The organism is Microbacterium sp., from assembly GCF_031178445.1.
In the GTDB taxonomy this organism is placed as follows: Bacteria; Actinomycetota; Actinomycetes; order Actinomycetales; family Microbacteriaceae; genus Microbacterium.
The window spans coordinates 18,902-42,339 of sequence record NZ_JAPSIY010000006.1; the positions used below are offsets into that span (position 1 = coordinate 18,902).

Here is a 23,438-nt window from a genome sequence, read left to right on the forward strand (position 1 = left end):
TCGCGCGGGTGCTCATGTCAGGCTCGTGCGGCCGCCGTGCTCCGTGACCCGCTCGAGCAGCATTCGCTGGGCGAGCTCGGCCAGCCGCTGCGTCGCCGGCGAGATCATGACTCCCTCTCTCTGCACGAGAGCGATCGTGTCGTAAAGCGGCTCGGCGAACGGGAATGTGCGGATGCCATCCGGGAAGGTCTCCGATTCGGCGATCGTCCGCGAGACGATCGAGTCCGCCGCTCCGGCGGCGACAAGACCGAGAGCGGTCTCGACGTGCTCGACTTCGATCGCAGGGTCGAGTGTCAGGCCGCGCGCCCTGGCCCGCTCCAGCAGCTGCCGGCGGGTCGGGTCCTCCCAGCCGGCGAAAGCGTCGTACAGCACGAGCTTCGCAGCCGCGACCTCCTCGATCTCCACCGGAGGGCCGTCAGCTGAACGCGAAGCCGAGGCATAGACGACCTCATCTCGGAACAGCGGGGTCACGCTGAGGCCGGTGGCGTCGATCGGCAGCACGACCAAGCCGGCCTCGATCTCGCCCTTGGCGACCGACTCGCCGACCAGCGCCGAGTTCAGGCCGACCAGGCGCACGCGCACGTTCGGGTGGCGGAGGTGGAAGGTCTCGACGAGGTCCGACAGGTCGTAGTACGCGGCATTGCGCAGCACACCGAACGTGCAGGTGCCGCCGTCGAGCGAGCGCAGGGCGCTGACCGCTCCGAGCCCGTCGCCGATGGCAGCGACGGCTCGCAGCGCATGCGGGCGCAGTTCCCGTGCGGCGGCGGTCGGCACCAGTCGTCGTCCACCGCGGGTGAACAGCGGAAGGCCCAGTTCGCGTTCAAGGCGCGCCACGAGCTCTGACACGGATGCCTGGGTGGAGTCGATCTCCGCCGCGGCGGCGGTGAACGACCCGGAATCCATCGCCGCGAGAAAGGCCCTGAGCTGCGCGAGAGTCACGCGAGAACGATACAGCGCACCGGCACGGGGCGACGCGTCACCTTCCGCTGAAGCTCACTGCACGGATGCCGGTGCGGGCGGACTCCTCAGCCGCCAGCGCACGCTCGGCTCTGAGGTCCAGCGACCGGCCCAGCAGCAGGTACACCCCGCCGGATACGAGCAGGCCGGCGAAGAGCGCGATGTCGATGCCGCCCATGAGCTCGGCCACGGGGCCGGTGTACCAGACGGTCGAGGCGAACGGCACCATGGCGACGATCCCGGCCGCGTAGGCGGTGAGGCCGCGCCAGCCCCAGGAGCCGTAGATTCCCCTCGGCTCGAAGATCTGCGCCACCGCGTAGGTGCCGCGTCGCACGAGGTAATAGTCGACGAGGTTGACCGACGTCCAGGGGACGAGCACGTAGAGCAGCACGACGAGGAAGCTGCCGAAGCTGTCCAGGAAGGCTCCCGACGACAGTGCGGCGCCCAGGAAGCCGGCGAGCGCCACGACCGTGCACGACACGATGCGCAGCCGGCGGGTCGCGCGCACCCCGCGCAGCGAGTCGAGGGAGGTGATCACCTCGAGCGCGGCGGCATAGATGTTCACCGTGATGACGGTGATCAGGGCGGGCAGCGCCGCGACCAGGAGGATCAGGCCGAAGCCAGGGAAGATGTCGTCGGCGGCCTGCTGCACCGCGATGATCGGATCGACGTCCGCGAACAGCGATGCGACGAAGGCGCCGAGGATCATCAGCCAGCTTGCGCCGACGAACACACCCGAATACGTGTGGAACAGCGCCTTCGCCGGACTGGTCTGAGGGGGCAGGTAACGCGAGTAGTCGGACACGTAAGGGGCCCAGCCCAGCGCGTATGCCGACGCGGCGCCGAACTGCACGAGGAACGCGGGCCAGTTGATGCTGCCCGACCAGAAGCGCTCGGGCATCATCGGCAGGAAGAAGATCGAGAGCACCGAGAACAGGCCGAAGGTGGCGAGGAACACCCATGTCAGCCACTGCTGCGCGCGGTGGATCCAGTGATAGCCGAAGATCGCCAGCGCGAGGGCGAGCGCCGTGATGACGGAGTACCACAGCACCGGGGCGTCCACCGTCGTGATCATGCGCACGACGTCGGCCGCGAGGATCTGATTGAAGATGTTGAAGCCGACGATGCTGGCGATCACGACGAGGCACATCACCACCACGCCGCGGTACCCGAACTGCGCCCTCGACTGGATCATCTGAGGCAGTCCGAGTTGGGGGCCCTGAGCGGAGTGGAATGCGGTGAACACGGTTCCGACCGCCGCACCCAGCAGCACGGCGAGGACGGAGGTGACGAAGTCGGCGCCCATGGCCACGCCGACCATGCCCGTCGCGAGCGTGGTCAGGTTCGCGTTCGACATGAACCACAGCGAGAACAACGACGACGGCTTGCCACCGCGCTCGTCGAGCGGGACGTAGTCGATCGACTTGACTTCGATGGCGGCGGTGCGGGGCGCATCAGGGGCTGCAGCGGCCATGGCGGCATCCTTTCGGCTGCCGGGCCGGTTCGGGTACCGGTGCGGCAGCGGGTGACGGGAGGGGGATCAGTAGAGCTCGGGGCGGCGATCGGCGAACACGTCGTTGTGCGGTCCGATCGCCTTGTCGTCAGGGAGGATGTCGACCTCGGCCACGGCGATGCCGTCGGCCTGCTGCGTCGCGATCCACCCTTCCGCATCGATCACGGCGGTACCGCCCGTCCATGCCACTCCACGTTCGCTCCCGTGGCGGTCTGCGATCACCGTGGGCAGTCGGGACGATCGGGCGGCGCTCATGGCCTGGATCGTCTCGGGCGCATGCTCGTTCGGCGGACGCTCCACCAGGGGCCAGTTCACCGGCAGCGCGAGCACCGCGGCCCCGGCGAGAGCGAGTCGTCGCGGCACCTCAGGGAACTCGTTGTCGTAGCAGATGGCCACGCCCAGTCGGAAGTCGTCGGTGTCGACGAGCAACCCGGCGCTGGTGCCCGGGGTGAAGAAGAGGGTCTCCCGGTCCCACAGATGCGACTTCCGGTAGTCGGCGAGCCGGCGACCGTGGCCGATCACCGCAGCAGTGTTGTAGATCGTGTCGCCGTCGCGCTCGGCATAGCCGAACACGGTGACGGCGTTGCGCGGCAGTCGCTGTTCGAGAGTGCGCAGCACAGCGTCATCCGAGCGCAGTGCGAGGGCCGCGGCTTCCTCGGCGCTCTCGAACACGTAGCCCGAGGTGGCCAGCTCGGGGGCGACGATGAGCTCGGCGCCCTGTTGTGCGGCCGTGGTCGCCGCGGCGACGATCGAGTCGAGGTTGCGTTCGACGTCACCGAAGACGATGGTCGGGCTGACCGCGGCGACAGTGGGCATGAAGCCACGCTACGACGCCGCACAACCGCCGGCAACGCGTGCGCCGCGATGGCAGTCAACGGATTTCCCGTTGACAGTGATATCGGCTAAACCGATGGGAACTACCGCTATATTGCGGGTTGTACGATGTTGATCCGGCTCGTACCGTGGTGGCATGCGCTACAGCTCTCCCGTTCTGAACAGCCTCGAAGGCTCCTTCCGTCACCTGAAGACCCCGCTCGTCGACGCCCCGGCTGCGCAGCGGGATCCCGCCGTCATCGAGACCGTCTCCGCGATGCTCAGCGACATTCAGTCGCGCGGGATGGACGCCGTGCTCGACTACGCGCGCAAGCTCGACCGCTACGACGGTGGGGACATCGAGCTCACCTCCCAGCAGATCGCGACCAGCGGCGATCGTCTGCCCGCCGATCTGCGCGCTGCGATCGAGCTCGGCTCCGAGCGCACGCAGGCGTTCGCCCGCGCCCAGCGCGAGCACCTCTCCGACTTCGAGACCGAGCTCGTACCGGGACTCGTGACCGGTTCCCGGTACATCCCGGTCTCCCGCGTCGGGGCATACCTGCCCGCCGGGCGCTTCCCCCTCACCGCGAGTGCGTTCATGACCGTGGGCGTGGCGAAGGCCGCGGGCGTGCCGACCGTCGTGGCCTGCACGCCGCCGCAGCCCGACGGTGGCGCCAACGACGCCGTCGTCTATGCCGCGCACCTGTCCGGCGTCGACCGGGCGTTCGTCCTCGGTGGTGTGCAGGCGCTCGCCGCGATGGCTTACGGGCTGCTCGGAGACCTTCCGGTCGACATGCTCGTCGGGGCGGGCAACGCCTACGTCGCCGAGGCGAAGCGCCAGCTGTTCGGCACTGTCGCGATCGACCTGCTGGCCGGCCCTTCGGAGGTCGCAGTCATCTCCGACGAGACGGCCGACCCCGAGATCGTCGCGGCCGACCTGCTCGGGCAGGCGGAGCACGGCCCCAACTCACCGGCCGCGCTGGTCACGACGTCTGAGGAGCACGGTCGCGCGGTGATCGCCGCGATCGATGCTCAGCTCGAGACGCTCGCCACGGCCGAGATCGCCGGTGCCGCATGGCGTGACTACGGCGTCGTGACGGTGGCGAACGACCGCGAGACGGCAGCCGCCCTCATGGATGATCTGGCTCCCGAGCACCTCGAGCTGATCACCGCCGACGACACCTGGTACCACGACAGGCTGCGCAACTACGGCTCACTGTTCATCGGTCCCTGGAGCACGGTCGCGTACTCCGACAAGGGCATGGCGGGAACGAACCACGTGCTGCCGACAGCCGGCGGCGCGAAGCACTCGGCCGGACTCTCCGTTTCCCGCTTCCTGAAGCCGTTGACCTACCAGCGCATCGCGCAGTCGGCGACCCCCGAGCTCGCCACCGCAGTGCAGGTCATCTCCGACTCCGAGGGCATGGCCGCACACAGCGCGACGGCCACGCGGCGCCTCGCTGTCTACAACGACTGAGCTATCGAAATACGGCAGCGCCCCGGGAGAGCTCCCGGGGCGCTGCTGTCGTTCTGCGGGGTGATGACATGCACGTGGTGGTGCGTCGGAGGTGCCGCCGTGTGCTCCTTTACGCGACTCGCTTGTCCGCATCGGGATGGGGCACGGTCCGGTACACCCAGACGGAAGCGAGGAGCAGCCACGCGAAGCTGACCACGACTGCGAGCCACAGGAGCGCGACCCCTGCAGGCCCCGCTGAGAGCGCCGCACCCGCGGCGAACGCCACGACGATGACCACGCCTTCGATCCGGGAGAGCATGGCGCGACTCTTCTCACCGCGCGCGCTCAGGTAGCGGGCGAGCAGAAGCGCGGCCACGGCGAAGGCGACGAACTCAGCCACGCCGAGAGCGAGATGCAGCATCCCGCTGACGCTCATGCTCGCCTCTTCACCGGCGGGGAACCCGGCCACCGGGTCGGGTCGGAAGACGCCGGCGAGCGCGATCGCGACACCCGCGACGATCACCGCGATGCCTGCGCCGCGGCCGCGGCCATCGATGGCTCGCAGGATTCCCCATCCGGCGACGAACACCATGACGCCGGTCAGTGCGAAGTTGAGAGTCTGCAGCCATCCGCCGTCGCCGAGGGTGAGCAGGCTCAGTGCGTGCCGTGAGAGGTCGAAGCCCTCACGCGTGAGCGCAAGGATCAGGCCGAACGCCAGGTAAAACGGTCCGGCGACGACACCCCAGCCGAGCATCGAGCGTGTGATCGCCGCGCGCTTGTCGAATCCATCAGTCATGGTGGAACGATAACCAAATATTATGAAATGCGAAAGATCTCTCACGGAGATATTCTCGGGAAGCACTGGGAAGATGAGACTGTGTCCGAATCTGTGCCCGACATCAACAGCGGCGACTCCGCAGCCTGGACTGTGCTCGACCGCTACCGCGAGCTGGAACTGCAGCTGGCGATTCTGGGGCACCATCTCAGCGCGCAGGTCGGACTCCGCCCGGTCGACTTGCAGTGCTTCAATCTGGTGCACCGCCACGGCCCGGTGACCATCGGCGAACTGGCGCGGATGCTCGCCCTTCGCCCCGCGACGACGACCGGCATCGTCGACCGCCTCGCCGAGCAGGGGTGGGTCGCGCGCGATCGCTCCGAAGTCGACCGCCGGACGGTGCTCGTGCGCGCGCTCCCTGACCATCTGCCCAGGCTGTTCGGCCTGCTCGCGCCCCTGGGCGAGGATCTGAGCACGGCCCTCGCCGACCTCGATGACGACGCACTGCGGATCATCGCCGACTTCCTCGGTCACGCCGCTGAGGCCACGCAACGCGCGAACGCCAGATCGAGCTGACCCTCGACTCGGCGGGTCACAATCGACTCTTTGCTGTTCCTGCAGACCCAAGAAAACTCTTGACACCGGCATCCGCACGTCCTAATGTACAACCAAATGGTTGTACAAACAGAACTCAGCGAAGCGGAGATCGACCGTGTGTTCCATGCACTGGCGACGGCGACCCGGCGTGACATCCTGCGCCGGACGATCGATCGCGAACAGTCCGTCTCCGAGCTGGCCCGCGATTACGAGATGTCGTTCGCCGCGGTCCAGAAGCACGTCGCCGTGCTCGAAGAGGCACGGCTCATCGTCAAGCGCGCCGAGGGACGCGAGCGGCTCGTCCGCGCGAACCCCGAGATGATCGCCCGTGCGCGGGCGCTGCTCGCCCGATACGAAGAGCTCTGGCGAGCACGCATCGCCCGGCTCGACGACCTGCTGGCCGAACCGCCGGCATCCGACAACGAACGCAACGAAGCACCGAAACGAGGAGACTGACATGCCTGTCACCGATGTCACCACCGACGCCGACAACCTGACGATGACCGTCACTGCCGACTTCGCCGCGCCGATCGAGCGCGTATGGGCCGCCTACAGTGACCCGCGCCAGCTCGAGCGGTTCTGGGGCCCTCCCGGCTGGCCGGCGACCTTCACCGCCTGGGACCACACCATCGGCGGACGCGCGAACTACACGATGAACGGGCCCCGGGGCGAGAAGTCATCGGGCTACTGGGAGTTCCTGGCCATCGAGGCGCCGCACCGTTTCGAGGTGCTCGACGGGTTCACCGATGAGCAGGGCGATCCGAACGAGCAGTTCCCGCCGCTGCGGATGGACTTCACGTTCCAGCCCACCGCCGAAGGCACCCGCATGGTGACGACCAGCCATTTCGTCTCGCTCGAGTCGCTCGAGCAGGTCGTCGCGATGGGCATGGTCGAGGGCACCAAGATGGCCATGGCGCAGCTGGATGCGGTGCTGCAGGACCTCCGCGAATACGCGCAGGGCAAGGGCACCCGTGTCGAGCTGCTCGACGACACCCATGTGCGCATCACGCGCCTGGTCGAAGGGCCGCGCGAGCTGGTGTGGCGCGCGCACACCGAGCCCGAGCTCATCAAGCGATGGATGCTGGGACCCGAGGGGTGGGAGATGACCGAGTGCGAGGTGGGCCTCGCGGCCGGCGATCGTTACCGCAACTCCTGGGCACCCGTCGGAGACACCGAAGGTGAGCCGTTCGGCTTCGAGGGCGAGATGCTGCTCGTCGACGCCCCGCGTCGTGCCGTGCAGCTCGAGCGGATGCAGGGCACCGACGGCCCCGACGTGCTGAACGACATCAACTTCTACGAGGAGGACGGCGCGACACTCGTCACCGTGCTCATGGAGTTCCCCGACGCCCAGACGCGCGACGAGATCCTCGCCACCGGCATGGCCGAGGGCATGGAGCAGTCGTACCAGCGGCTCGAGTCGGCCGTGCTCACGGTCTGAGGCGGGGCTCGGCTTCGCAGATCCGCACGACTTCGCGGGGGCCCGCCCGGCGAAGTCGTGCGCTTCTGCGTGCGGGCGGCATCCGGGCTCGCGCGAGGCGCCTCGGCGGACCCGGCGTGACCCCAAGCCGGACGTGGGGACGACCGTAGGGTGGGGTGATGGCTTTCGAATGGAGTTCCTGGATCGAAACCGTGCTGGCGATCGCGATCGCCGTCGTCGTCGCCATCGCGGTGGTCGTCCTGGTGCGACTGATCACCACCCTGGTCGGGCGCAGGGTCGGCTGGCTGGGCGACATCGGTCGCAGGGCGCAGGCCGCACTGTGGGCCGTCGCGCTCGTCGTCGCGGTCTGGATCGGATGCGCCGTCTCGGGCCCCGGCGGTGAGGGCTGGTGGCCTGGCGTCTCACGACTGTTCCTGATCGCCACCATCGCAACGGGCGCCTGGCTGCTCGCCGCGCTCGTCTCGTTCGGATTCGAGGCGATCATCGCGCGCGAGGACGGCAGCCTGGCCGGTGCGGAGGGGAGACGTCGGCGCACGCAGCTGCTGGTGATCCACCGCCTGGTGCTGGTGATCATCGGCGTCATCGCCGTCGGCACTGCCCTGTTCAGCTTCCCCGAGATGCGTGCGGTCGGCACCAGCCTGCTCGCATCTGCGGGAATCGTCAGCATCATCGCCGGCCTTGCAGCGCAGTCGATCCTCGGCAACCTGATCGCCGGCATCCAGGTCGCGTTCACCGATGCGATCCGCGTGGGAGACGTCGTCGTCATCGAGGGCGAATGGGGCCGCATCGGCGAGATCAACCTCTCGTACGTGGTCGTCTACATCTGGGACGAACGCCGGCTCGTGCTGCCCTGCAGCTACTTCACGACCAACCCCATCGAGACCTGGACCCGCCGCTCCGACAAGATCCTCGGAACGGTCTACATGGACCTCGACTGGCGTGTGCCGATGGACGCGCTGCGCGCGAAGTTCCAGGAGATCATCGAGGCGTCGGATGCCTGGGACCGGCGCTCCGCCAGCGTCGCCGTCACCGGCTCGGAGGGCGGGCATGTCACGGTGCGCTTCGTGATGTCGTCGAAGGACTCCGACGACCAGTGGACGCTGCGCGTCACGGTGCGCGAGCAGCTGATGACCTGGTTGCAGCGCGAGCATCCCGAGGCGCTGCCGCGCATGCGCGTGACGACCGACGGCTGAGGCGGCCGGGGCTCAGCCGTCGCCGCTGGAGTGCAGGCCGCGTCTCGCCGACAGCACCGTGATCTCGGGATGCTGCTCCACCAGCATCCGCTCGGCCTGATCGAGCACGTCGCGCACGTGCGACGCGTGCGCGGCGACCACCGACACACCGATCATGGTGCGCCGGTGCAGATCCTGCGCGCCCACCTCGGCGACGGCTGCCTCGGTGCGACGGCTCAGGTCGGCGATGATCGGCCTGATCACGCTGCGCTTCTGCTTGAGCGAGCGCACGTCGCCGAGCAGCATGTCGAACTCCACCCATCCGATCCACACGGGGCAAGTCTGCCACCGGATGCCCCGGGGGCGGCGGCTTGATGAGTGCACAGGGAGACGCCCGCCCGGATGGGCCGGTGCCGCCTCAGATCAGCCGGCGCAGAGCCTCCTCGAGCGAGATGCCCTGTGCGTCGGCTCGGTCCTGCAAGCGGGCGTGCTCGGCAGCGGTCAGCGTGAGGTGCAGCTCGATCGGCACCGATGCCGCGGGGCCGTCGAGGCCGTCGAGCAGGTCGGATGCCTCGGCCCACAGCGGTGCCGCGGCCGGGGCGGCCGGCTGTGCAGCCGGTTGCGGCGTCGACGCGATGGCAGGTGCGGCGAACGCGGCAGCGCCCGCCAGGGCGGCGCCGGCATCCGACGCGCTGAGGAATCCCGGACCTCGCCGCGGCTCCTCGCCCCGCTGGTAGGCCCGTGCCGCGGCGTTGGCACGTTCGTCCGCCGCCTCGTTCAGCGGATGCCCCGCGTGCCCTTTCACCCAAGAGAAGGTCACATCGCGCCCGCGCATCGCCTCGTCGATGCCCTCGAGCAGCTCTCGATTGAGCACCGGGCCGCCGTCGGACTTGCGCCAGCCGCGGCGCTTCCAACCCGGCATCCACTTCGTCACCGAATCGATCACGTACCGGCTGTCGCACTCGATCACGAGCGTCTCGTCGGTGCCCGCCGTGGCGCGCAGCAGTTCGAGCACCGCCTGCAACTCGCCCTGATTGTTCGTGCCGTGCGGCGACCCTCCGGCCGCCCAGCGCTCGTCGTCGATGTACCAGGCCCAGCCATTCGGTCCCGGGTTGCCGAGGGCGGAGCCGTCTGCAGCGGCGGTGATCGTCATCCCTCCACCGTACGGCTTCGCGCCGACGCGCCCGCACGCGCTGGCATGGAGCGCGGCCGATGTCGGGCCCGTGCCTGTACCGTCGAAGGGTGACCCCCTTCCTGCTCAAGATGGCGCTCGTGCTGCTCGCGCTCGCGCTCGTCGGAGTGATGGTGATGAGGGCGCGCAAGCATCCCAACCGCGCGAAGGACTACCCCGAGCGGGTGAGGATGCCGAAGCTCATCCTCTTCGTCGGGGTGCTGCTTCTCGCCGTGGCCGTCTTCATCGGCCTGGCGGCGTTCACCGCCGACGACAACCCCGAGAGCCCGGCGTCCCTGCTGCCGATGCGCATCGGAGCCGTCGCGGTCCTCATCGCCGGGGCGCTGTTCACCCTGCTCTACCGCAACTGGTACGTCGCGCCGGGCGCCGATGCCGTGCATTTCCGCACGATCTTCGGCCGCGAGAAGACCATCGTCTACTCCGACATCACCGACTATCGGATGCTCACCACGCGGGGTCAGCCGAACCTGCGCATCCGGTCGAGCGACGGCACGAAGCTGTCACTGAACCCGGCGCTGTTCGACATGTCGCCGCTGCTCGCGGCGATCGCCTTCAAGGAGCGCACCGGGCGCTGGCCGCTGCGCGGCGAGGCACGCTGACGGTGGCGGCATCCGTTTCCGTCCGCCGGTGACAGCCGTCTGTCTGCTCTGCGCTCAGGCTGACCGGAAGGTGAAGAACGCCTCCACGCCGCCGTGGTTGACGACGCCCTCGCCGGTGCCGAAGATGCGTGCCGATGTGGTCGCACCGCTCTCGACGAACACGTAGCCGGTGTGCTCGAGCCGCCAGCCCAGCTTCTCGACCTCGCTGAGGAACCAGCCGACGTGGTCGTCGCGCAGCATCCGGTTGTCGGCGGATCCCCACGAAGAGCTCTCGCCGGTGAGCTGGGAGACGTCGAACTGCAGGTGCAACAGCGCATCGCCGCGATTACGTGCTTCGCTCGCGATCTGCAGCAGGCGGGCGCCTTCTTGCTGGTTGGGCATGGAGTGAGTGTAGACGCGAAGGTCAGTCCTCGCCGGCATCCCCGTCGGTGACGTCGGCGGCCTCGGGAGCCGGCGGGGCGACGGGGAACAACATGGTGGAGTACTTGGCGCCAAGGCCGATGTCCATCAGGTCGAGGCTCGGCGCGTCGTCGAGCCGGTCGGCCGGGTTCTGCACATCGCGCGGCTCTGAGGGCAGGCCCGCCCAGGCGTTCTGCTCTTCCTCCGGTCGCTGCTGGAACAGTCCCATGGGTCCATTGTCACGCGGATCCGTCAGAAATCGGCGATCACGAGCTTCTTCATCCGCAGCATGTTCTCGTAGGCGCCCGGCCTGGCCATCAGCTCGCCCATCTGCTGCGGCACGATCTGCCAACTGACGCCGTAGCGGTCGGCCAGCCAGCCGCACTGCTCGGCCTCGGGGACGGCCGAGAGTGCGTCCCAGAGGCGATCGATCTCGGCCTGGTCGCGGCAGCGGACCTCGAGGGACACCCCGCAGGAGAAGGCGAAGTCGTGTTCGACGTTGGAGTCCATCATCGCGAACCACTGATCGCCGACGCGGAACTCGCCGAACATGACGTTCCCGGCTTCGGCGATGCCGGTCGCCTGCGGGTAGTCGACCACGGTGCCGAGCGCTGCGTCCTCGAAGGTCGACGTGTAGAACTCGGCGGCCTCGCGCGCCTTGCCCTGCACGGCCCCGGCGAACATGATCTGCGGGATCACGAACGGCCGCGGCTCACCGGCGGGGTCGGTGAGCATGAGCTGCCAGCTCACCCCGTACCGGTCCTGTACCCAGCCGTACTTCGGGCTGAACGGGTATTCGCCGAGCGGCATGAGGGCCGAGCCGTCGGAGGACAGCGCCGCCCAGGTGTCGTCGAGCGCGGCGCGTGCACCCTCTTCCCCGTCGAAGACGAGTGGATCGAAGTTCAGCAGGAACGAGATCGACGGATTCGGCCGGAACTCCGGCCCCGCGTTGATGAGGCTCATCCTGGTGCCGTCGACGACGATGTCGACGACAAGCGGCGCGCCGGCGAAGTCCGCCTGCCAGTCGGGAACCTCGGCGGGATACCTGGCGGTCACCTCTGACGTCGTCCGGGGCAGCGCGGAGGCGTAGAACTCCCCGGCCTCCTCCGCGTTCCTGTCGAACCAGAGGTTGGGCACGATCTTCTGCGACATGGGCTCGCCCTTTCTGTTCAGTTCCCGGGGTCGGCCGGCTCGGCGAAGGGTCCGCCGCGCGAGGCGCGCGGGTCGTCATCGCGACTGCCGGCCTCGCGCACGGCCTCGACCAGTTCGCGCCAGGCGCCGGTCAGCTCGGAATCCGGCAGCTCCCGTTGCAGGTCGGCGTCGGGCACGCGCGCGTGGACGGTCCAGATGAAGCGGTCGGCTCCGGCATCCGGATGCTCGGGTGGGGCGTCCCACGGGCAGCGCTCGACGAGCGTGGTCCAGCGTGGCTCCTCGGCGGGGTCGGGCTCGACCCGCCAACGCCGGCTGATCCCCGCGAAGCCCCCCGATCGCACCACGATGATCAGCACGCGGGTGGACTCGCCACCCGATGCATCCGCTGCGCTGTCAGCGCTGTTCTCGTGCTCCGGCATCCTCGATCACTCCGACCGCGATCCACGCCTCTCTGACCGCCGCTTCCACGGTAGCCCCGAGACCACCCGCTGCCGCAAGGGTCGCCTGCGCGAATTCGGTGAAGGTGGCGGTGGCCGACAGCCCTCCTGTGAGCGCCCGGTACCAGACCTGCCCCGCGTCGCCCCAGGCGTTGCCGCCGAGAGCGGTAGCCGTGAGCGCGAAGGCGCGGTTCGGGATGCCGGAGTTGATGTGCACCCCGCCGTTGTCCTCCTGGGTCTCGACGTAGTCGCGCATGTGTGCGGGCTGCGGGTCCTTGCCGAGCTCATCGTCGTCGTACGCCGTGCCCGGTTCGATCATCGATCGCAGCGCGCGGCCCTGGACGGCGTCGGTGAAGATGCCCTCGCCCACCAGCCAGCTGGCCTCTTCCGCGGTCTGCCCCTTCAGGTGCTGTTCGGTGAGCGCGCCGATCACATCCGCGATCGACTCGTTCAGCGCACCGGACTGCCCGCGGTACTCGAGACCGGCGGTGCTCTGGATGACGCCGTGCCCCAGCTCGTGCCCGATGACGGAGACCGAGCCGGTGAATCCGCGGAACACCTCGCCGTCGCCGTCTCCGAAAACCATGCGCGATCCGTCCCAGAAGGCGTTGTCGTAACCCTCGCCGTAGTGCACGGTCGCGTTGAGCGGAGCGCCGGCGCCGTCGAGCGAGTCCCGCTGGAACGCGTCGAGCAGCATCCGGAAGGTCGCGCCGAGGCCGTCGAACGCCTCGTTGACGGTGGTGTCGGCGACGGGTGGATCGTCTTCGCCGCGCACGATCACACCGGGAAGCTGCTCGGTGTTCTGCGCGTCGTGAATCGTGCGCGTCGGCGCTGCCTGCACGGCGGCGACCAGGGCGCCGTTCTCATCGATCGACAGCTCGAGCGTCGAATGGAACACCGGCCGGCCCGCGATCAGCGTCTGCCTGGCGGCCTCTGCAGCCTTCGGGAAGCGGCCCGACTCCGCCAGCCGTGCCAGCAGGTAGCCGGGCACGAAGCCTTGCACCTCGTGTGTGATTCTCGTCATGCCAGCCCTCCGGTCTCCCCTGTCTGCGACCCTACGCCGGGGTGCGGACAATGTCACAGGGGTGGCCGCGGGCCCCGACAGAACGCTGTTGGCCGCGCGGTGGTAGGACTATCTTTACGTGACAGTCGAAACAAGAGGACACCGTGCGCACGACGAACCAGGCCCCTCACTCAGCTGGCGAGCTCTTCCGCCTGGTTCGCACCGGACAAGCGCGATCCCGGGCGGATCTCGCTCGGCTCACGGGACTGTCACCGTCGACGGTCGCTCTGCGGGTCGATGAGCTGGTGACCCACGGCTACCTCGAGGAGACCGGCCACGGCGAATCGCGCGGCGGGCGCAGACCGCGTGCGCTGGGAGTGCGCGCCAACGAGAGCGTCATCGCCGGCGTGGACCTCGGCGAGAGCCATGCCACCATCGCGCTCCTCGATCGACGGGGTGAGATCGTCGCGTCCGCGATCGAGGACGTGACGCTGCTCGACGGCGTACGCAGCGTCGTGGAGCAGGTGTGGGAGAGCACCAGGCGCCTCGCCGAACAGCACGACGGCGTACGCGTCGAGGGCATCGCGATGAGCCTGCCGGGCCCTATCGACGCGCGAACCTCTCGACTGCTCGCGCCGATGCGGATGCCGGGGTGGAACGGCGTCGACGTCGGTGAAGTGCTGGGGTCGGTCACCCAGCTTCCCTTCCTCATCGACAACGATGCGAACGCCATGGCGGTGGGGGAGTATGTGGAGCGCGGAGGAACGCACGAGCAGCTGGTGTTCGTCAAAGCCGGCAGCGGCATCGGATGCGGCATCGTGGTCGAAGGTGCGGTGTACCGCGGGTTCCGGGGTGTCGCGGGCGACATCAGCCATGTGCCGCTGCACGATGCGCCCGCGGTGAGCTGCTCCTGCGGCAGGGTCGGATGCCTGGACGTGGTCGCCAGCGGCACTGCGATCGTGGACGCATTGAAGGACGCGGGGGAGCCGATCGACAGTCTCGAAGAGGTGCTCGGACTCGCGCAGAACGCGCACCCGAAGGCGACCGGCCTGCTGCGCGAGGCCGGAGCCCGCACCGGGGAGGTGCTGGCGACGATCATCAACTTCTTCAACCCCCAGGCGCTGATCGTCGGTGGCCGGCTGGCGACGGCGGATGCCTTCGTGGCCGGCATCCGCCAAGCGCTGTACACGCTCTGCCTTCCCATGTCGACGGACGCGCTTGAGATCGAGGTGAGCAGGGCGGGTGCGCTCGCTGGTGCTCGGGGTGTCGGCTGGGAGCTGCTGGAGAGCGTGCTCGAACCGGCCCGGATCGACGCCGCCCTGCGGGCGGTATAAGCGCCTCGAGCACGTCTCGCGGCGCTGCCGGACGAAGGAAGTCCCGACGAGGACGGGAGTCTGAGCCGCGGCCGCCGGGGTGCATCGTCGACTGCCCCCGTGGTCGGCGACGGCCAGGTGCGGAGCCGGACTGAACGCGCATGCGTTCTCATCACATAGTTCGCAATCGAACCAAGTGTGTTATCTAAATGTGATTGACGCGGCCCATCGTCATCACTTCATTCGGGAATAATTCAAAGTACGTCACAATCCGAAAGAACGATCTTTCGGCGCGACGTCCTTACAAGGAGGTTTTGATGCGCACTCAGACGCTGCGTCGCCGGATGCTCGCGCCCCTCGGCGCGCTCGCGGTGGCCACGATCGCTCTGACCGGCTGCCAGGCCGCTCAGGGCGACGGGGGCTCTGCCGAGAAGACGGACACGGTCAGCTACGCCCTTCCCGTCGGCACCGGTCCGAACTGGATCCTGCCGATCTCGGCCCCCGACAAGATGGCCACGCACAACAGCGCCATCAAGGCGACCCTGTGGCCTCGCCTGTTCGAGTACAACGGCCAGTCCGGAGACATGGGCTGGGACAAGAAGGGTTCGGCCGCCGAGTCCTACGAGTTCTCCGAGGATGGCAAGACCATCACCATCACGCTGGGCGACCTGAACTGGTCTGACGGCAAGCCGGTGAGCACGCGCGACGTCGAGTTCTGGTTCAACCTCGTCAAGGCGAACGCCGAGAAGACGGGCGGATACTCCGAGGGCAACATCCCCGACAACGTGACGGAGTTCACCACCATCGACGAGAAGAAGTTCTCGCTCACGATGGACAAGGTCTACAACCAGGACTACCTGGTGGGCAACCAGCTGACACTGGTCTACCCGATGCCTCAGCACGTGTGGGACAAGACCAGCGATGACGGCGAAATCGGTGACTTCGACCGCGACCCGGCCGGCGCCGTGCAGGTCTTCGACTACCTGTTCTCGCAGGCCGAGGACATGAAGTCCTACGCCACCAACCCGCTGTGGAAGACGGTGTCGGGCCCGTACACGGTCAAGAGCTGGTCGGACTCCGGGCTGGTCGAGCTCACAGCGAACGAGAAGTACACGGGCGACGACAAGGCGCAGATCGAGAACGTGCGCTTCCTGCCGTTCACCTCATCAGACGCCGAGATGAACGTCGTCCGTTCCGGCGAGGTCGATTACGGCTACATCACGGCCTCGCAACTGACCAATGAGAAGCAGTTCACCGACCTCGGCTACGACATCGAGCCGTGGGCGGGTTGGTCGATCACGTACATGCCGTACAACTTCGCCGGCCCCAACGGCGACTTCTTCAGCCAGCTCTACGTCCGCCAGGCGCTGCAGCACGCAGTCGACCAGGAGACGATCTCCGAGGCGATCTGGCACGGTGCCGCCATGCCCGACTACGGGCCGATCCCCCAGAGCATCCCGTCGGATCAGCTTTCGGACGCGCAGGCCGACAACCCCTACCCGTTCGACCTGAAGAAGGCCGAGAAGCTGTTCACCGACCACGGGTGGGAGAAGAACTCCGAAGGCCTGCTCGAATGCGCGGTCGCAGGTACGGGCGATGGCCAGTGCGGTGAGGGCATCGAGGCCGGCGACCTCGCGGAGTTCGTGATCACCACGCAGAACGGCTCGCAGGAGACCGACAACACGATGGCCGAGATCCAGTCGTCGCTGGCGAAGGTCGGCGTCAAGGTGACGGTCGACTCGAAGCCGCTCGACAGCGTTCTCACGCAGGCACAGGAGTGCAAGACCGGCTCGACCTGCACCTGGGACCTCGTGTTCTTCGGCACTGCCGGCAGCTGGTACTTCAGCCCCTACGCGACCGGAGAGCGCCTGTTCGCGAAGGAGACCAAGTGGAACGCCGGTCAGTACTTCAACGCCGAGGCCGAGGATCTCATCCAGCAGATGATGTTCTCGTCCGACCCCGAGATCAGCAAGAAGTACTCCGAGTTGCTCGCCAACGATCTGCCCGTGATGTGGATGCCCAACCCGGTGTACCAGGTCTCCGTGGTGCGTAGCGGCCTCGAGATCGGTACGCAGGACCCTGGCGGCAACTTCATGCCGCAGCGCTGGTCCTGGAAGTAAGCCCTCGGTGAGACAGGGATAGGACATGAGCGTGGTGGATGCAGCGCAGCCGGCAGCTGCGAAGAAGAAGACCGACAGCCGTTTCTGGTGGTACCTGCTCAGGCGGGTAGGCCAGGGGATGATCGTCATCCTCATCGTGACGCTGATCGTGTTCGCGCTGCTCCACCTCGCCATGCCCGACGGGCCGGCCACCGGCGTGCTCGGGATGCAGGCCACACAGGCGCAGATCGATGCGTTCAATCGTGAGAACGGGTTCGATCTTCCGGTGTGGCAGCAGTACCTGAACTTCCTCGGGCAGGTGGCCACCGGCGACCTTGGCGACTCGTTCAAGCTGAACCGACCGGTGTCCGACGCCATCTCGCAGCGGCTCCCCAAGACGCTGATCCTCGCGCTGATCTCGATGCTGGTCGCGCTGGTCGTCGCCATTCCGATGGGCATCTTCCAGGCCGTGCGCCGCGGCAGGACCTCGGACTACATCCTGACCACCTGGAACTTCATCGTCTACTCCACCCCGTCGTTCTTCCTCGGGCTCATCCTGGTCATCGTCTTCTCGCAGGTCCTGCGCGTCGTGCCGGCACAGGCACCGCAGGGCGAGACGGTCGCGGCCGTGCTGGCGAATCCGGCCGGCCTCGTGCTCCCGGTTCTCACGGCCGCCCTCGGAATCATCGCCACGTTCTCGCGGTACATGCGCTCGTCGACGATCGACAACCTCTCCGAGGACTATGTGCGCACCGCTCGCGCCAAGGGCACATCGGTTCCCGTGGTCGTCGCCCGCCATGTCGTCCGCAACTCGCTCACCCCGGTGATCGCGATGCTCGGCTACTACCTGCCCGTGATGTTCGGCGGCATGATCGTGGTCGAATCCCTCTTCAACTACCCCGGAATGGGCTTGCTGTTCTGGACCTCGGCGCAGACCTCCGACTATCCGGTGCTGCTGGGCTGCATCCTGGTCATCGCCGTCGCCACCGTGGTGGGCTCGCTGCTCGCCGACATCATCCAGGCGCTGCTCGATCCGCGCACCCGGGAGGAGCTCTCGTGAACACCTCGTCCCCCGACGTCGCCCCCACGTCCACCATGGCGATCGTCCAGCGCACTCTGACGCCGCGCCAGCGGGGCATGCGCCGATTCATGAAGAACAAGCTGGCCCTGTTCGGGATCGTCACGATCGCGCTGTTCCTGCTGTTCTGCTTCGTCGGCCCGCTGCTGTACCCCACCGACCAGGTGCACACCGACCTGCGCAGCACCATGCTGCCGCCCGGGACCCCCGGTCACCCGCTGGGCACCGACGATGTCGGATACGACATCCTGGGCCGGCTGATGGTCGGCGGTCAGGTGTCGATCCTCATCGGCCTCGCCGCCGGTGTGCTCGCCACCGTGATCGGCACCCTGTGGGGTGCGATCGCCGGCTACGTCGGCGGGATCGTCGACACCGTCATGATGCGCATCGTGGATGCCGGCATCGCCATCCCCGCCACCTTCCTGCTGCTCATCCTCTCGGCCGTGCTGCGCCCCAGCGTGCCGCTGATGATCTGCGTGATCGGTCTGGTGTCCTGGCTGGTGCCGGCCCGTCTGGTGCGCGCCGAGTCGATCTCACTGAAATCGCGCGAGTACGTGCTCGCGCTGCGGGCCATGGGCGGATCACACTCGCGGGCGGTGCTCAAGCACGTGGTGCCCAACACCGTCGGCACCATCGTCGTGAACGCCACCTTCCAGGTGGCCGACGCCATCCTGCTCGTCGCCTACATCTCGTTCCTCGGCATGGGGCTGCAGAAGCCCGCAACCGACTGGGGTGCCATGCTCACCAGCGGCATGACCTACACCTACGCGGGAGCGTGGTGGCTGATCTTCCCCGCTGGCTTCTGCATCGTGCTCACCGTGTGCGCGTTCAACAGCATCGGCGACGGACTCCGTGACTTCTTCGACGTGAAGGGGCGTGCCGCATGAGCGAAGCACTACTGTCGATCTCCGGCCTGACAGTCGCCTTCCGCACCGAGGACGGCCCCGTCGAGGCCGTGAAGGGCATCGACCTCGATGTGCGAGCGGGCGAAGTCCTCGCGCTCGTCGGCGAGTCTGGCTCGGGCAAGTCCGTCACAGCGATGGCCGTACTGGGGCTGCTGCCGCGCACCGCGCAGGTGGACGGTTCGATCCGCCTCGCGGGCCGCGAGCTGCTCGGTCTCGGTGAGGACCAGATGAACTCCGTGCGCGGCGCGGAGATCTCGATGGTCTTCCAGGAGCCGATGACGGCACTCAACCCGAGCATGCGCATCGGCGACCAGATCACCGAGGCCATCCACAACCACCGCACCGTGAGCAAGGACGCCGCGTGGCAGCGCGCCGTCGAACTGCTCGACCGAGTCGGCATCCCCGAACCCGAGCGCCGCGCGAAAAGCTACCCGCACGAGCTGTCCGGCGGCCAGCGTCAGCGCGTGGTCATCGCGATCGCGCTCGCCTGCGAACCGCAGCTGATCATCGCCGACGAGCCGACCACGGCGCTCGACGTGACCGTGCAGGCAGAGATCCTCGACCTCATCCGCCGGCTCGCCGCGGAATCGGGCACGGCGTTCCTGCTCGTCACGCACAACATGGGCGTCGTCGCCGACATCGCCGACCGGGTGGCCGTGATGTTCCGTGGTGTGATGGTCGAGATCGGCTCGTCGCGAGAGGTGCTCACCGCGCCGCGTGAGGACTACACGAAGAAGCTTCTCAGCGCCGTTCCGACCTTGCCCGACGTCGCCTCACAGGCAGTCGCCGCGCCGCAGGCCGAGATTCCCGCCGCAGTCCTCGAGCTTCGGGATGCGAGCGTGACCTATCGGCGCGGTGGACGATCCTTCAAGGCTCTGGACGGCGTGAGCCTGAGCATCGCGCCAGGCGAGATCGTGGGCCTGGTCGGCGAATCAGGCTCCGGCAAGTCGACTCTCGGACGCGCAGCGCTCGGTCTGCTGCCGCTCTCGGAGGGCACCATGACGCTGTTCGGCGAGCAGATCGGCCGGCACGGCGTCGGCGCTCGCGGAGTGTCGCGTCGTCGCGAGCGCGAACTGCGCGGAAGGGTGGGGGCGATCTTCCAGGATCCGGGCTCCAGCCTGGATCCGCGCATGACGGTCGGCGAAGCCATCATGGAGCCGATGCTCGTGCAGCGCCGCCGTTTTCCGACCAGCGCACGGCAACGCCAGGCTCGCGTCGCGGAACTGCTCGAGGCCGTCGAGCTGCCGGCGAACTACGCCGCGCGGTATCCGCACGAACTCTCCGGTGGGCAACGTCAGCGCATCGGCCTCGCGAGGGCGATCGCGCTCGAGCCCGAGCTGATCATCGCCGACGAGCCGACTTCGGCTCTCGACGTCTCCGTGCAGGCAGCGGTGCTCGACGTGCTGCGCAACCTGCAGCAGCGCATGCACTTCGCCTGCCTGTTCATCAGCCATGACCTCGCTGTGGTGCACGAGATCTCGGACCGGGTCGCAGTCATGCTGAAGGGCGAGATCGTCGAGACGGGCTCCGCCGACGAAGTGCTGCTGGCTCCGCAGCATTCGTACAGTCGGCGGCTGCTGGCGTCGGTTCCCGTCCCCGACCCCGACAAGCAAGCGGTGCGGCGTGAGGCCAGGGCGGCGGCGCTGAACGTATGAGCATCCCCGCTGTACTCGGGCTGGATGTCGGCGGCTCGAGTGTCAAGCTCCTGCTCGCCGCGGCCGACGCGTCGTTGTCGTCTGCCCCTGAGATCCTCTCGCGCCGTCGCATTCCCACTCCTCTGTCCGGTCCCGTCGACGGCCTGGTCGAGATCGCCGAGTCGGTTCTGCAGGAGCATCCGCTTGTGCGACTGGTGGTGTCGGTTCCCGGCATCGTGGACGAGGCGCGCGGGGTGGTCGTGCGGTCTGCGAACATTCCTGCGCTCGACGGATGCCCCCTCGCAGAGCGACTGAGCTCGCGGCTCGACGTGCCCGTCAGCGTGATCAATGACGGTCACGCTGCGGCCGTTGCCGAAGCCGCCTGGGGAGCGGGGGCCGGCAGCGCGGACTGCTTCGTGCTGGCACTCGGCACCGGCATCGCCGGGGCGCACGTCGTGAACGGCGCCGTGGTGCCGGGCGCGCATGGGTTCGCAGGAGAACTCGGGCACATCACCATCGATCCTGCAGGGGCAGCGTGCTCATGCGGCCGGCGGGGCTGCCTGGAGACGATCATCGGCGCCCAGGCACTCAGTGCCGCCTGGAACGCCGCGGGAGGCTCGGGCGGGCCCGAGACGTTGCTGCACGCATACGCGTCTGGTGACGCCCGTGCCGTCGCCGTCGTGCAGCGAGGAGCATCCGCGCTGGCGGAAGGCCTGCTCACGCTGTGCGCGCTGGTCGATCCGGGCAGGATCGTGATCGGCGGCGGGCTCGCACGCGAACCGCACGACCTGGTGCGTCTGGCTGACCGGTATGTGCGCGAGCGCGCCACCTTCCACCGCGTGCCGCCCATCATGCCGGCGACGCTGCGCGAATGGGCGGGGGCGAACGGCGCGGTGCTGTTCGGCCTGCGTCGCGAGCGTCTGGCCGCATCCGTGCGCTGACACCGCGACTTCTCGCCGCGCGTCCCGGGCATCCGCTGACGGCATCCACGTCGCCGGAACAGGCGATCCCGCGAGAACAGGAGGATCCACCCGAGAACGTCCTGTTCCGGGTGGATCTCCTGTTCTCGGCGAGATTCGGGTCGCACTTCTCGCCGCGATACGCGCGGGAGAGCGGCATGAGCTGCGACCGCAGGTCAGCCCTCACCCAGCGGGAACCGCACCTCGACCACGAGCCCGCCGCCGGTGCGTGCGGCGAAGTGCACGGTCGCGTCGTGGGCGCGGGCGATGCTCTGCACGATCGCCAGGCCGAGGCCCACGCCGACGTGATCCCCGCTGCGCGTACGACCGGACCCGCGCTGGAACGGCTCCGCGAGCGTGGTCAGCGCCTCGGGTGCGATGATCTCCCCGGTGCTGGAGACGGTGACCGCGAGGGCATCCGTCTTCCGCCAGGTGTGCACCGACATCGTGCCGCCCTGCGGCAGGTTATGCACGATCGCGTTGTGCATGAGGTTCGCGATCATCTGCTGCAGAAGTGCGGGCGACCCGGTCACCCGAGCCGGTTCTCCGGTGACCTGCAGGGCGACGCCGTGCTTCTCAGCCAGTGGCAGCAGGTTCTCGGCCGCTTCCTCGGTGGCGAGGGACAGGTCCACCGGTTCTCTTTCGAACGCGCGGCCATCGGCGCGTGCGAGCAGCAGCAGTGCCTCGGTGAGTTCGATCGCCCGGCCGTTCACGTGCTGCAGCCGCTCGATCAGCGAGTCGACGTCGCGGTCGGGATCGGCCCTGGCCACCTCCAGCAGGGTCTGCGAGATCGCGAGCGGCGTGCGCAGCTCATGCGAGGCGTTCGCGGCGAACCGCTGCTGCTCGGCGACATGCGCCTCGAGACGGGCGAGCATGGTGTCGAACACGTCGGCCAGATCGCGGAACTCGTCTCGCCGTCCCTCGAGCGCGACGCGGTGCGAGAGCGAGCCCTGCCCGGCGAGCCGCGCGGCCTCGCCGATGCGGTTCAGGGGCGCCAGCATCCGTCCGGCGAGGAGCCAGCCGCCGACCAGTCCGCCCACGAGCAACGCCGCCATCGCCGCGGCGGCGGGCGGGGTGAACGCGCGCAGCAGGTCGGACTGGTTCGGCACGAAGAGATCCGAGCGGATGTTGGCGTTCGGCACGTACCTCAGCAGGAACAGCCAGACGACCGTGAGCAGCAGGGCGCCGGTGAGCACCACCACGCCGGCGTAGCTCAGCGTCAGCTTCATGCGCGCGCTGAGGCCGCGCGCCCTATGCGACGGCATCCGGTGCCACGTCTATCCGGTAGCCGACGCCGGGAACGGTGGCGATCACCCACGGCTCGCCGAGCCGCTTGCGCAGCGCCGAGACCGTTATACGAACGGCGTTCGTGAACGGGTCGGCGTTCTCATCCCACGCCCGTTCGAGCAGTTCCTCGGCGCTGACGACGCCTCCGCCGGCACCGACGAGCACCTCGAGCACGGCGAACTGCTTGCGAGTCAGTGCCACGTACCGTCCGTCGCGGAACACCTCGCGCCGGAACGGATCGACGCGCAGACCCGCCAGTTCCCGCACCGGAGGGCGATTGTGAGCGCGACGCCGATCGAGCGCGCGCAGCCTCATCACGAGCTCGCGCAGCTCGAACGGCTTGGTCAGGTAGTCGTCCGCGCCCAGCTCGAAGCCGCTCGCCTTGTCGTCGAGGCGGTCGGCGGCGGTGAGCATCATGATCGGGATGCCGCTGCCCGAAGAGACGATCCATGCCGCGACCTCGTCGCCGGAGGGCCCGGGGACGTCACGGTCGAGCACCGCGACGTCGTAGGAATTGACAGCCAGCAGCTCGAGAGCGGTGTCGCCGTCACCGGCGATGTCGGCGGCGATCGCCTCGAGGCGCAGTCCGTCGCGGATCGCCTCCGCGAGGTAGGGTTCGTCCTCCACGATCAGCACGCGCATGGGCAGAATCCTACGCAG

At 68.2% G+C, this 23,438-nt stretch carries 25 protein-coding genes; 12 read left to right on the top strand and 13 right to left on the bottom strand.

Annotation, left to right across the window (positions count from 1 at the left end):
• Positions 1-12 precede the first annotated feature (12 nt).
• The 3 genes from RIN43_RS09955 to RIN43_RS09965 all read right to left on the bottom strand — a co-directional run bounded on the left by RIN43_RS09955 (position 13) and on the right by RIN43_RS09965 (position 3,286).
• Positions 13-939: a LysR family transcriptional regulator gene (locus RIN43_RS09955; protein WP_309128762.1), complete on the bottom strand. Its 927-nt coding sequence runs from the start codon at positions 937-939 to the stop codon at positions 13-15.
• 37 nt (positions 940-976) lie between these two features.
• Positions 977-2,431, bottom strand: a complete 1,455-nt coding sequence (locus RIN43_RS09960; protein WP_309128763.1) for a cytosine permease — start codon at positions 2,429-2,431, stop codon at positions 977-979.
• A 66-nt stretch (positions 2,432-2,497) separates the two neighbouring features.
• The gene (locus tag RIN43_RS09965) at positions 2,498-3,286 is read right to left on the bottom strand and encodes a nitrilase-related carbon-nitrogen hydrolase (protein ID WP_309128764.1); all 789 of its coding nucleotides are present in this window, start codon (positions 3,284-3,286) and stop codon (positions 2,498-2,500) included.
• 154 nt (positions 3,287-3,440) lie between these two features.
• On the opposite strand from RIN43_RS09965, the gene hisD reads away from it, so the two are divergent.
• The gene (gene hisD, locus RIN43_RS09970; protein ID WP_309128765.1) at positions 3,441-4,760 is read left to right on the top strand and encodes a histidinol dehydrogenase; all 1,320 of its coding nucleotides are present in this window, start codon (positions 3,441-3,443) and stop codon (positions 4,758-4,760) included.
• A gap of 109 nt (positions 4,761-4,869) precedes the next feature.
• Here hisD and RIN43_RS09975 read toward each other — a convergent pair whose 3' ends face one another.
• Positions 4,870-5,535 (bottom strand): DUF998 domain-containing protein, encoded by a 666-nt coding sequence (locus RIN43_RS09975; RefSeq protein WP_309128766.1) that lies wholly within the window; start codon positions 5,533-5,535, stop codon positions 4,870-4,872.
• 81 nt (positions 5,536-5,616) lie between these two features.
• Here RIN43_RS09975 and RIN43_RS09980 point away from each other — a divergent pair, with 81 nt between their 5' ends.
• The 4 genes from RIN43_RS09980 to RIN43_RS09995 all read left to right on the top strand — a co-directional run bounded on the left by RIN43_RS09980 (position 5,617) and on the right by RIN43_RS09995 (position 8,742).
• Positions 5,617-6,090 carry a MarR family transcriptional regulator gene (locus tag RIN43_RS09980; RefSeq protein ID WP_309128767.1) on the top strand — a complete coding sequence of 158 codons (474 nt, stop codon included), beginning with the start codon at positions 5,617-5,619 and terminating at the stop codon, positions 6,088-6,090.
• A 96-nt stretch (positions 6,091-6,186) separates the two neighbouring features.
• On the top strand, positions 6,187-6,567 hold the full coding sequence (locus RIN43_RS09985; RefSeq protein ID WP_309128768.1) for a metalloregulator ArsR/SmtB family transcription factor: 381 nt from the start codon (positions 6,187-6,189) through the stop codon (positions 6,565-6,567).
• A gap of 1 nt (position 6,568) precedes the next feature.
• The gene (locus tag RIN43_RS09990) at positions 6,569-7,549 is read left to right on the top strand and encodes an SRPBCC family protein (protein WP_309128769.1); all 981 of its coding nucleotides are present in this window, start codon (positions 6,569-6,571) and stop codon (positions 7,547-7,549) included.
• A 158-nt stretch (positions 7,550-7,707) separates the two neighbouring features.
• On the top strand, positions 7,708-8,742 hold the full coding sequence (locus RIN43_RS09995; RefSeq protein WP_309128770.1) for a mechanosensitive ion channel domain-containing protein: 1,035 nt from the start codon (positions 7,708-7,710) through the stop codon (positions 8,740-8,742).
• A 12-nt stretch (positions 8,743-8,754) separates the two neighbouring features.
• Here RIN43_RS09995 and RIN43_RS10000 read toward each other — a convergent pair whose 3' ends face one another.
• Both RIN43_RS10000 and RIN43_RS10005 read right to left on the bottom strand, forming a co-directional pair.
• A complete protein-coding gene (locus RIN43_RS10000) occupies positions 8,755-9,054 on the bottom strand; it encodes a DUF503 domain-containing protein (RefSeq protein WP_309128771.1) in 300 nt (99 codons plus the stop codon).
• Between the two features lie 85 nt (positions 9,055-9,139).
• Positions 9,140-9,874 (bottom strand): ribonuclease H, encoded by a 735-nt coding sequence (locus tag RIN43_RS10005; protein WP_309128772.1) that lies wholly within the window; start codon positions 9,872-9,874, stop codon positions 9,140-9,142.
• An 89-nt stretch (positions 9,875-9,963) separates the two neighbouring features.
• Here RIN43_RS10005 and RIN43_RS10010 point away from each other — a divergent pair, with 89 nt between their 5' ends.
• Positions 9,964-10,512: a hypothetical protein gene (locus tag RIN43_RS10010; RefSeq protein WP_309128773.1), complete on the top strand. Its 549-nt coding sequence runs from the start codon at positions 9,964-9,966 to the stop codon at positions 10,510-10,512.
• Between the two features lie 54 nt (positions 10,513-10,566).
• Here RIN43_RS10010 and RIN43_RS10015 read toward each other — a convergent pair whose 3' ends face one another.
• Genes RIN43_RS10015 through RIN43_RS10035 form a run of 5 tightly spaced genes read right to left on the bottom strand, consistent with a single transcriptional unit; the run spans position 10,567 to position 13,524 of the window.
• Positions 10,567-10,893 (bottom strand): hypothetical protein, encoded by a 327-nt coding sequence (locus tag RIN43_RS10015; protein ID WP_309128774.1) that lies wholly within the window; start codon positions 10,891-10,893, stop codon positions 10,567-10,569.
• A 22-nt stretch (positions 10,894-10,915) separates the two neighbouring features.
• Positions 10,916-11,140: a hypothetical protein gene (locus RIN43_RS10020; RefSeq protein WP_309128775.1), complete on the bottom strand. Its 225-nt coding sequence runs from the start codon at positions 11,138-11,140 to the stop codon at positions 10,916-10,918.
• Between the two features lie 23 nt (positions 11,141-11,163).
• Positions 11,164-12,063, bottom strand: coding sequence for a VOC family protein (locus tag RIN43_RS10025; RefSeq protein ID WP_309128776.1), 900 nt, complete (start codon positions 12,061-12,063; stop codon positions 11,164-11,166).
• 17 nt (positions 12,064-12,080) lie between these two features.
• Positions 12,081-12,482, bottom strand: a complete 402-nt coding sequence (locus RIN43_RS10030; protein ID WP_309128777.1) for a protealysin inhibitor emfourin — start codon at positions 12,480-12,482, stop codon at positions 12,081-12,083.
• Entirely contained in the window at positions 12,457-13,524 is a 1,068-nt protein-coding gene (locus RIN43_RS10035) for a M4 family metallopeptidase (protein WP_309128778.1), read from the bottom strand. Before RIN43_RS10035 ends, RIN43_RS10030 begins: the two co-directional genes overlap by 26 nt.
• Positions 13,525-13,667: 143 nt before the next feature.
• Between RIN43_RS10035 and RIN43_RS10040 the strand changes: the two genes are divergently transcribed.
• From RIN43_RS10040 to RIN43_RS10065, 6 genes are all read left to right on the top strand, one after another.
• Complete coding sequence (locus RIN43_RS10040; protein ID WP_309128779.1) at positions 13,668-14,837, top strand: ROK family protein; 1,170 nt, start codon at positions 13,668-13,670, stop codon at positions 14,835-14,837.
• 296 nt (positions 14,838-15,133) lie between these two features.
• Complete coding sequence (locus RIN43_RS10045) at positions 15,134-16,936, top strand: peptide ABC transporter substrate-binding protein (protein ID WP_309128780.1); 1,803 nt, start codon at positions 15,134-15,136, stop codon at positions 16,934-16,936.
• A gap of 25 nt (positions 16,937-16,961) precedes the next feature.
• Positions 16,962-17,975 carry an ABC transporter permease gene (locus RIN43_RS10050; RefSeq protein ID WP_309128781.1) on the top strand — a complete coding sequence of 338 codons (1,014 nt, stop codon included), beginning with the start codon at positions 16,962-16,964 and terminating at the stop codon, positions 17,973-17,975.
• Complete coding sequence (locus tag RIN43_RS10055; RefSeq protein WP_309128782.1) at positions 17,972-18,880, top strand: ABC transporter permease; 909 nt, start codon at positions 17,972-17,974, stop codon at positions 18,878-18,880. The genes RIN43_RS10050 and RIN43_RS10055 overlap by 4 nt, the downstream gene beginning before the upstream one ends.
• Complete coding sequence (locus tag RIN43_RS10060; RefSeq protein WP_309128783.1) at positions 18,877-20,553, top strand: ABC transporter ATP-binding protein; 1,677 nt, start codon at positions 18,877-18,879, stop codon at positions 20,551-20,553. The genes RIN43_RS10055 and RIN43_RS10060 overlap by 4 nt, the downstream gene beginning before the upstream one ends.
• Positions 20,550-21,473 (top strand): ROK family protein, encoded by a 924-nt coding sequence (locus tag RIN43_RS10065; RefSeq protein ID WP_309128784.1) that lies wholly within the window; start codon positions 20,550-20,552, stop codon positions 21,471-21,473. The genes RIN43_RS10060 and RIN43_RS10065 overlap by 4 nt, the downstream gene beginning before the upstream one ends.
• Before the next feature lie 194 nt (positions 21,474-21,667).
• On the opposite strand, the gene RIN43_RS10070 is transcribed toward RIN43_RS10065, so the two are convergent.
• A complete protein-coding gene (locus RIN43_RS10070) occupies positions 21,668-22,720 on the bottom strand; it encodes a HAMP domain-containing sensor histidine kinase (protein WP_309128785.1) in 1,053 nt (350 codons plus the stop codon).
• Positions 22,721-22,742: 22 nt separating this feature from the next.
• Positions 22,743-23,420, bottom strand: coding sequence for a response regulator transcription factor (locus tag RIN43_RS10075; protein WP_309128786.1), 678 nt, complete (start codon positions 23,418-23,420; stop codon positions 22,743-22,745).
• Positions 23,421-23,438 lie beyond the last annotated feature (18 nt).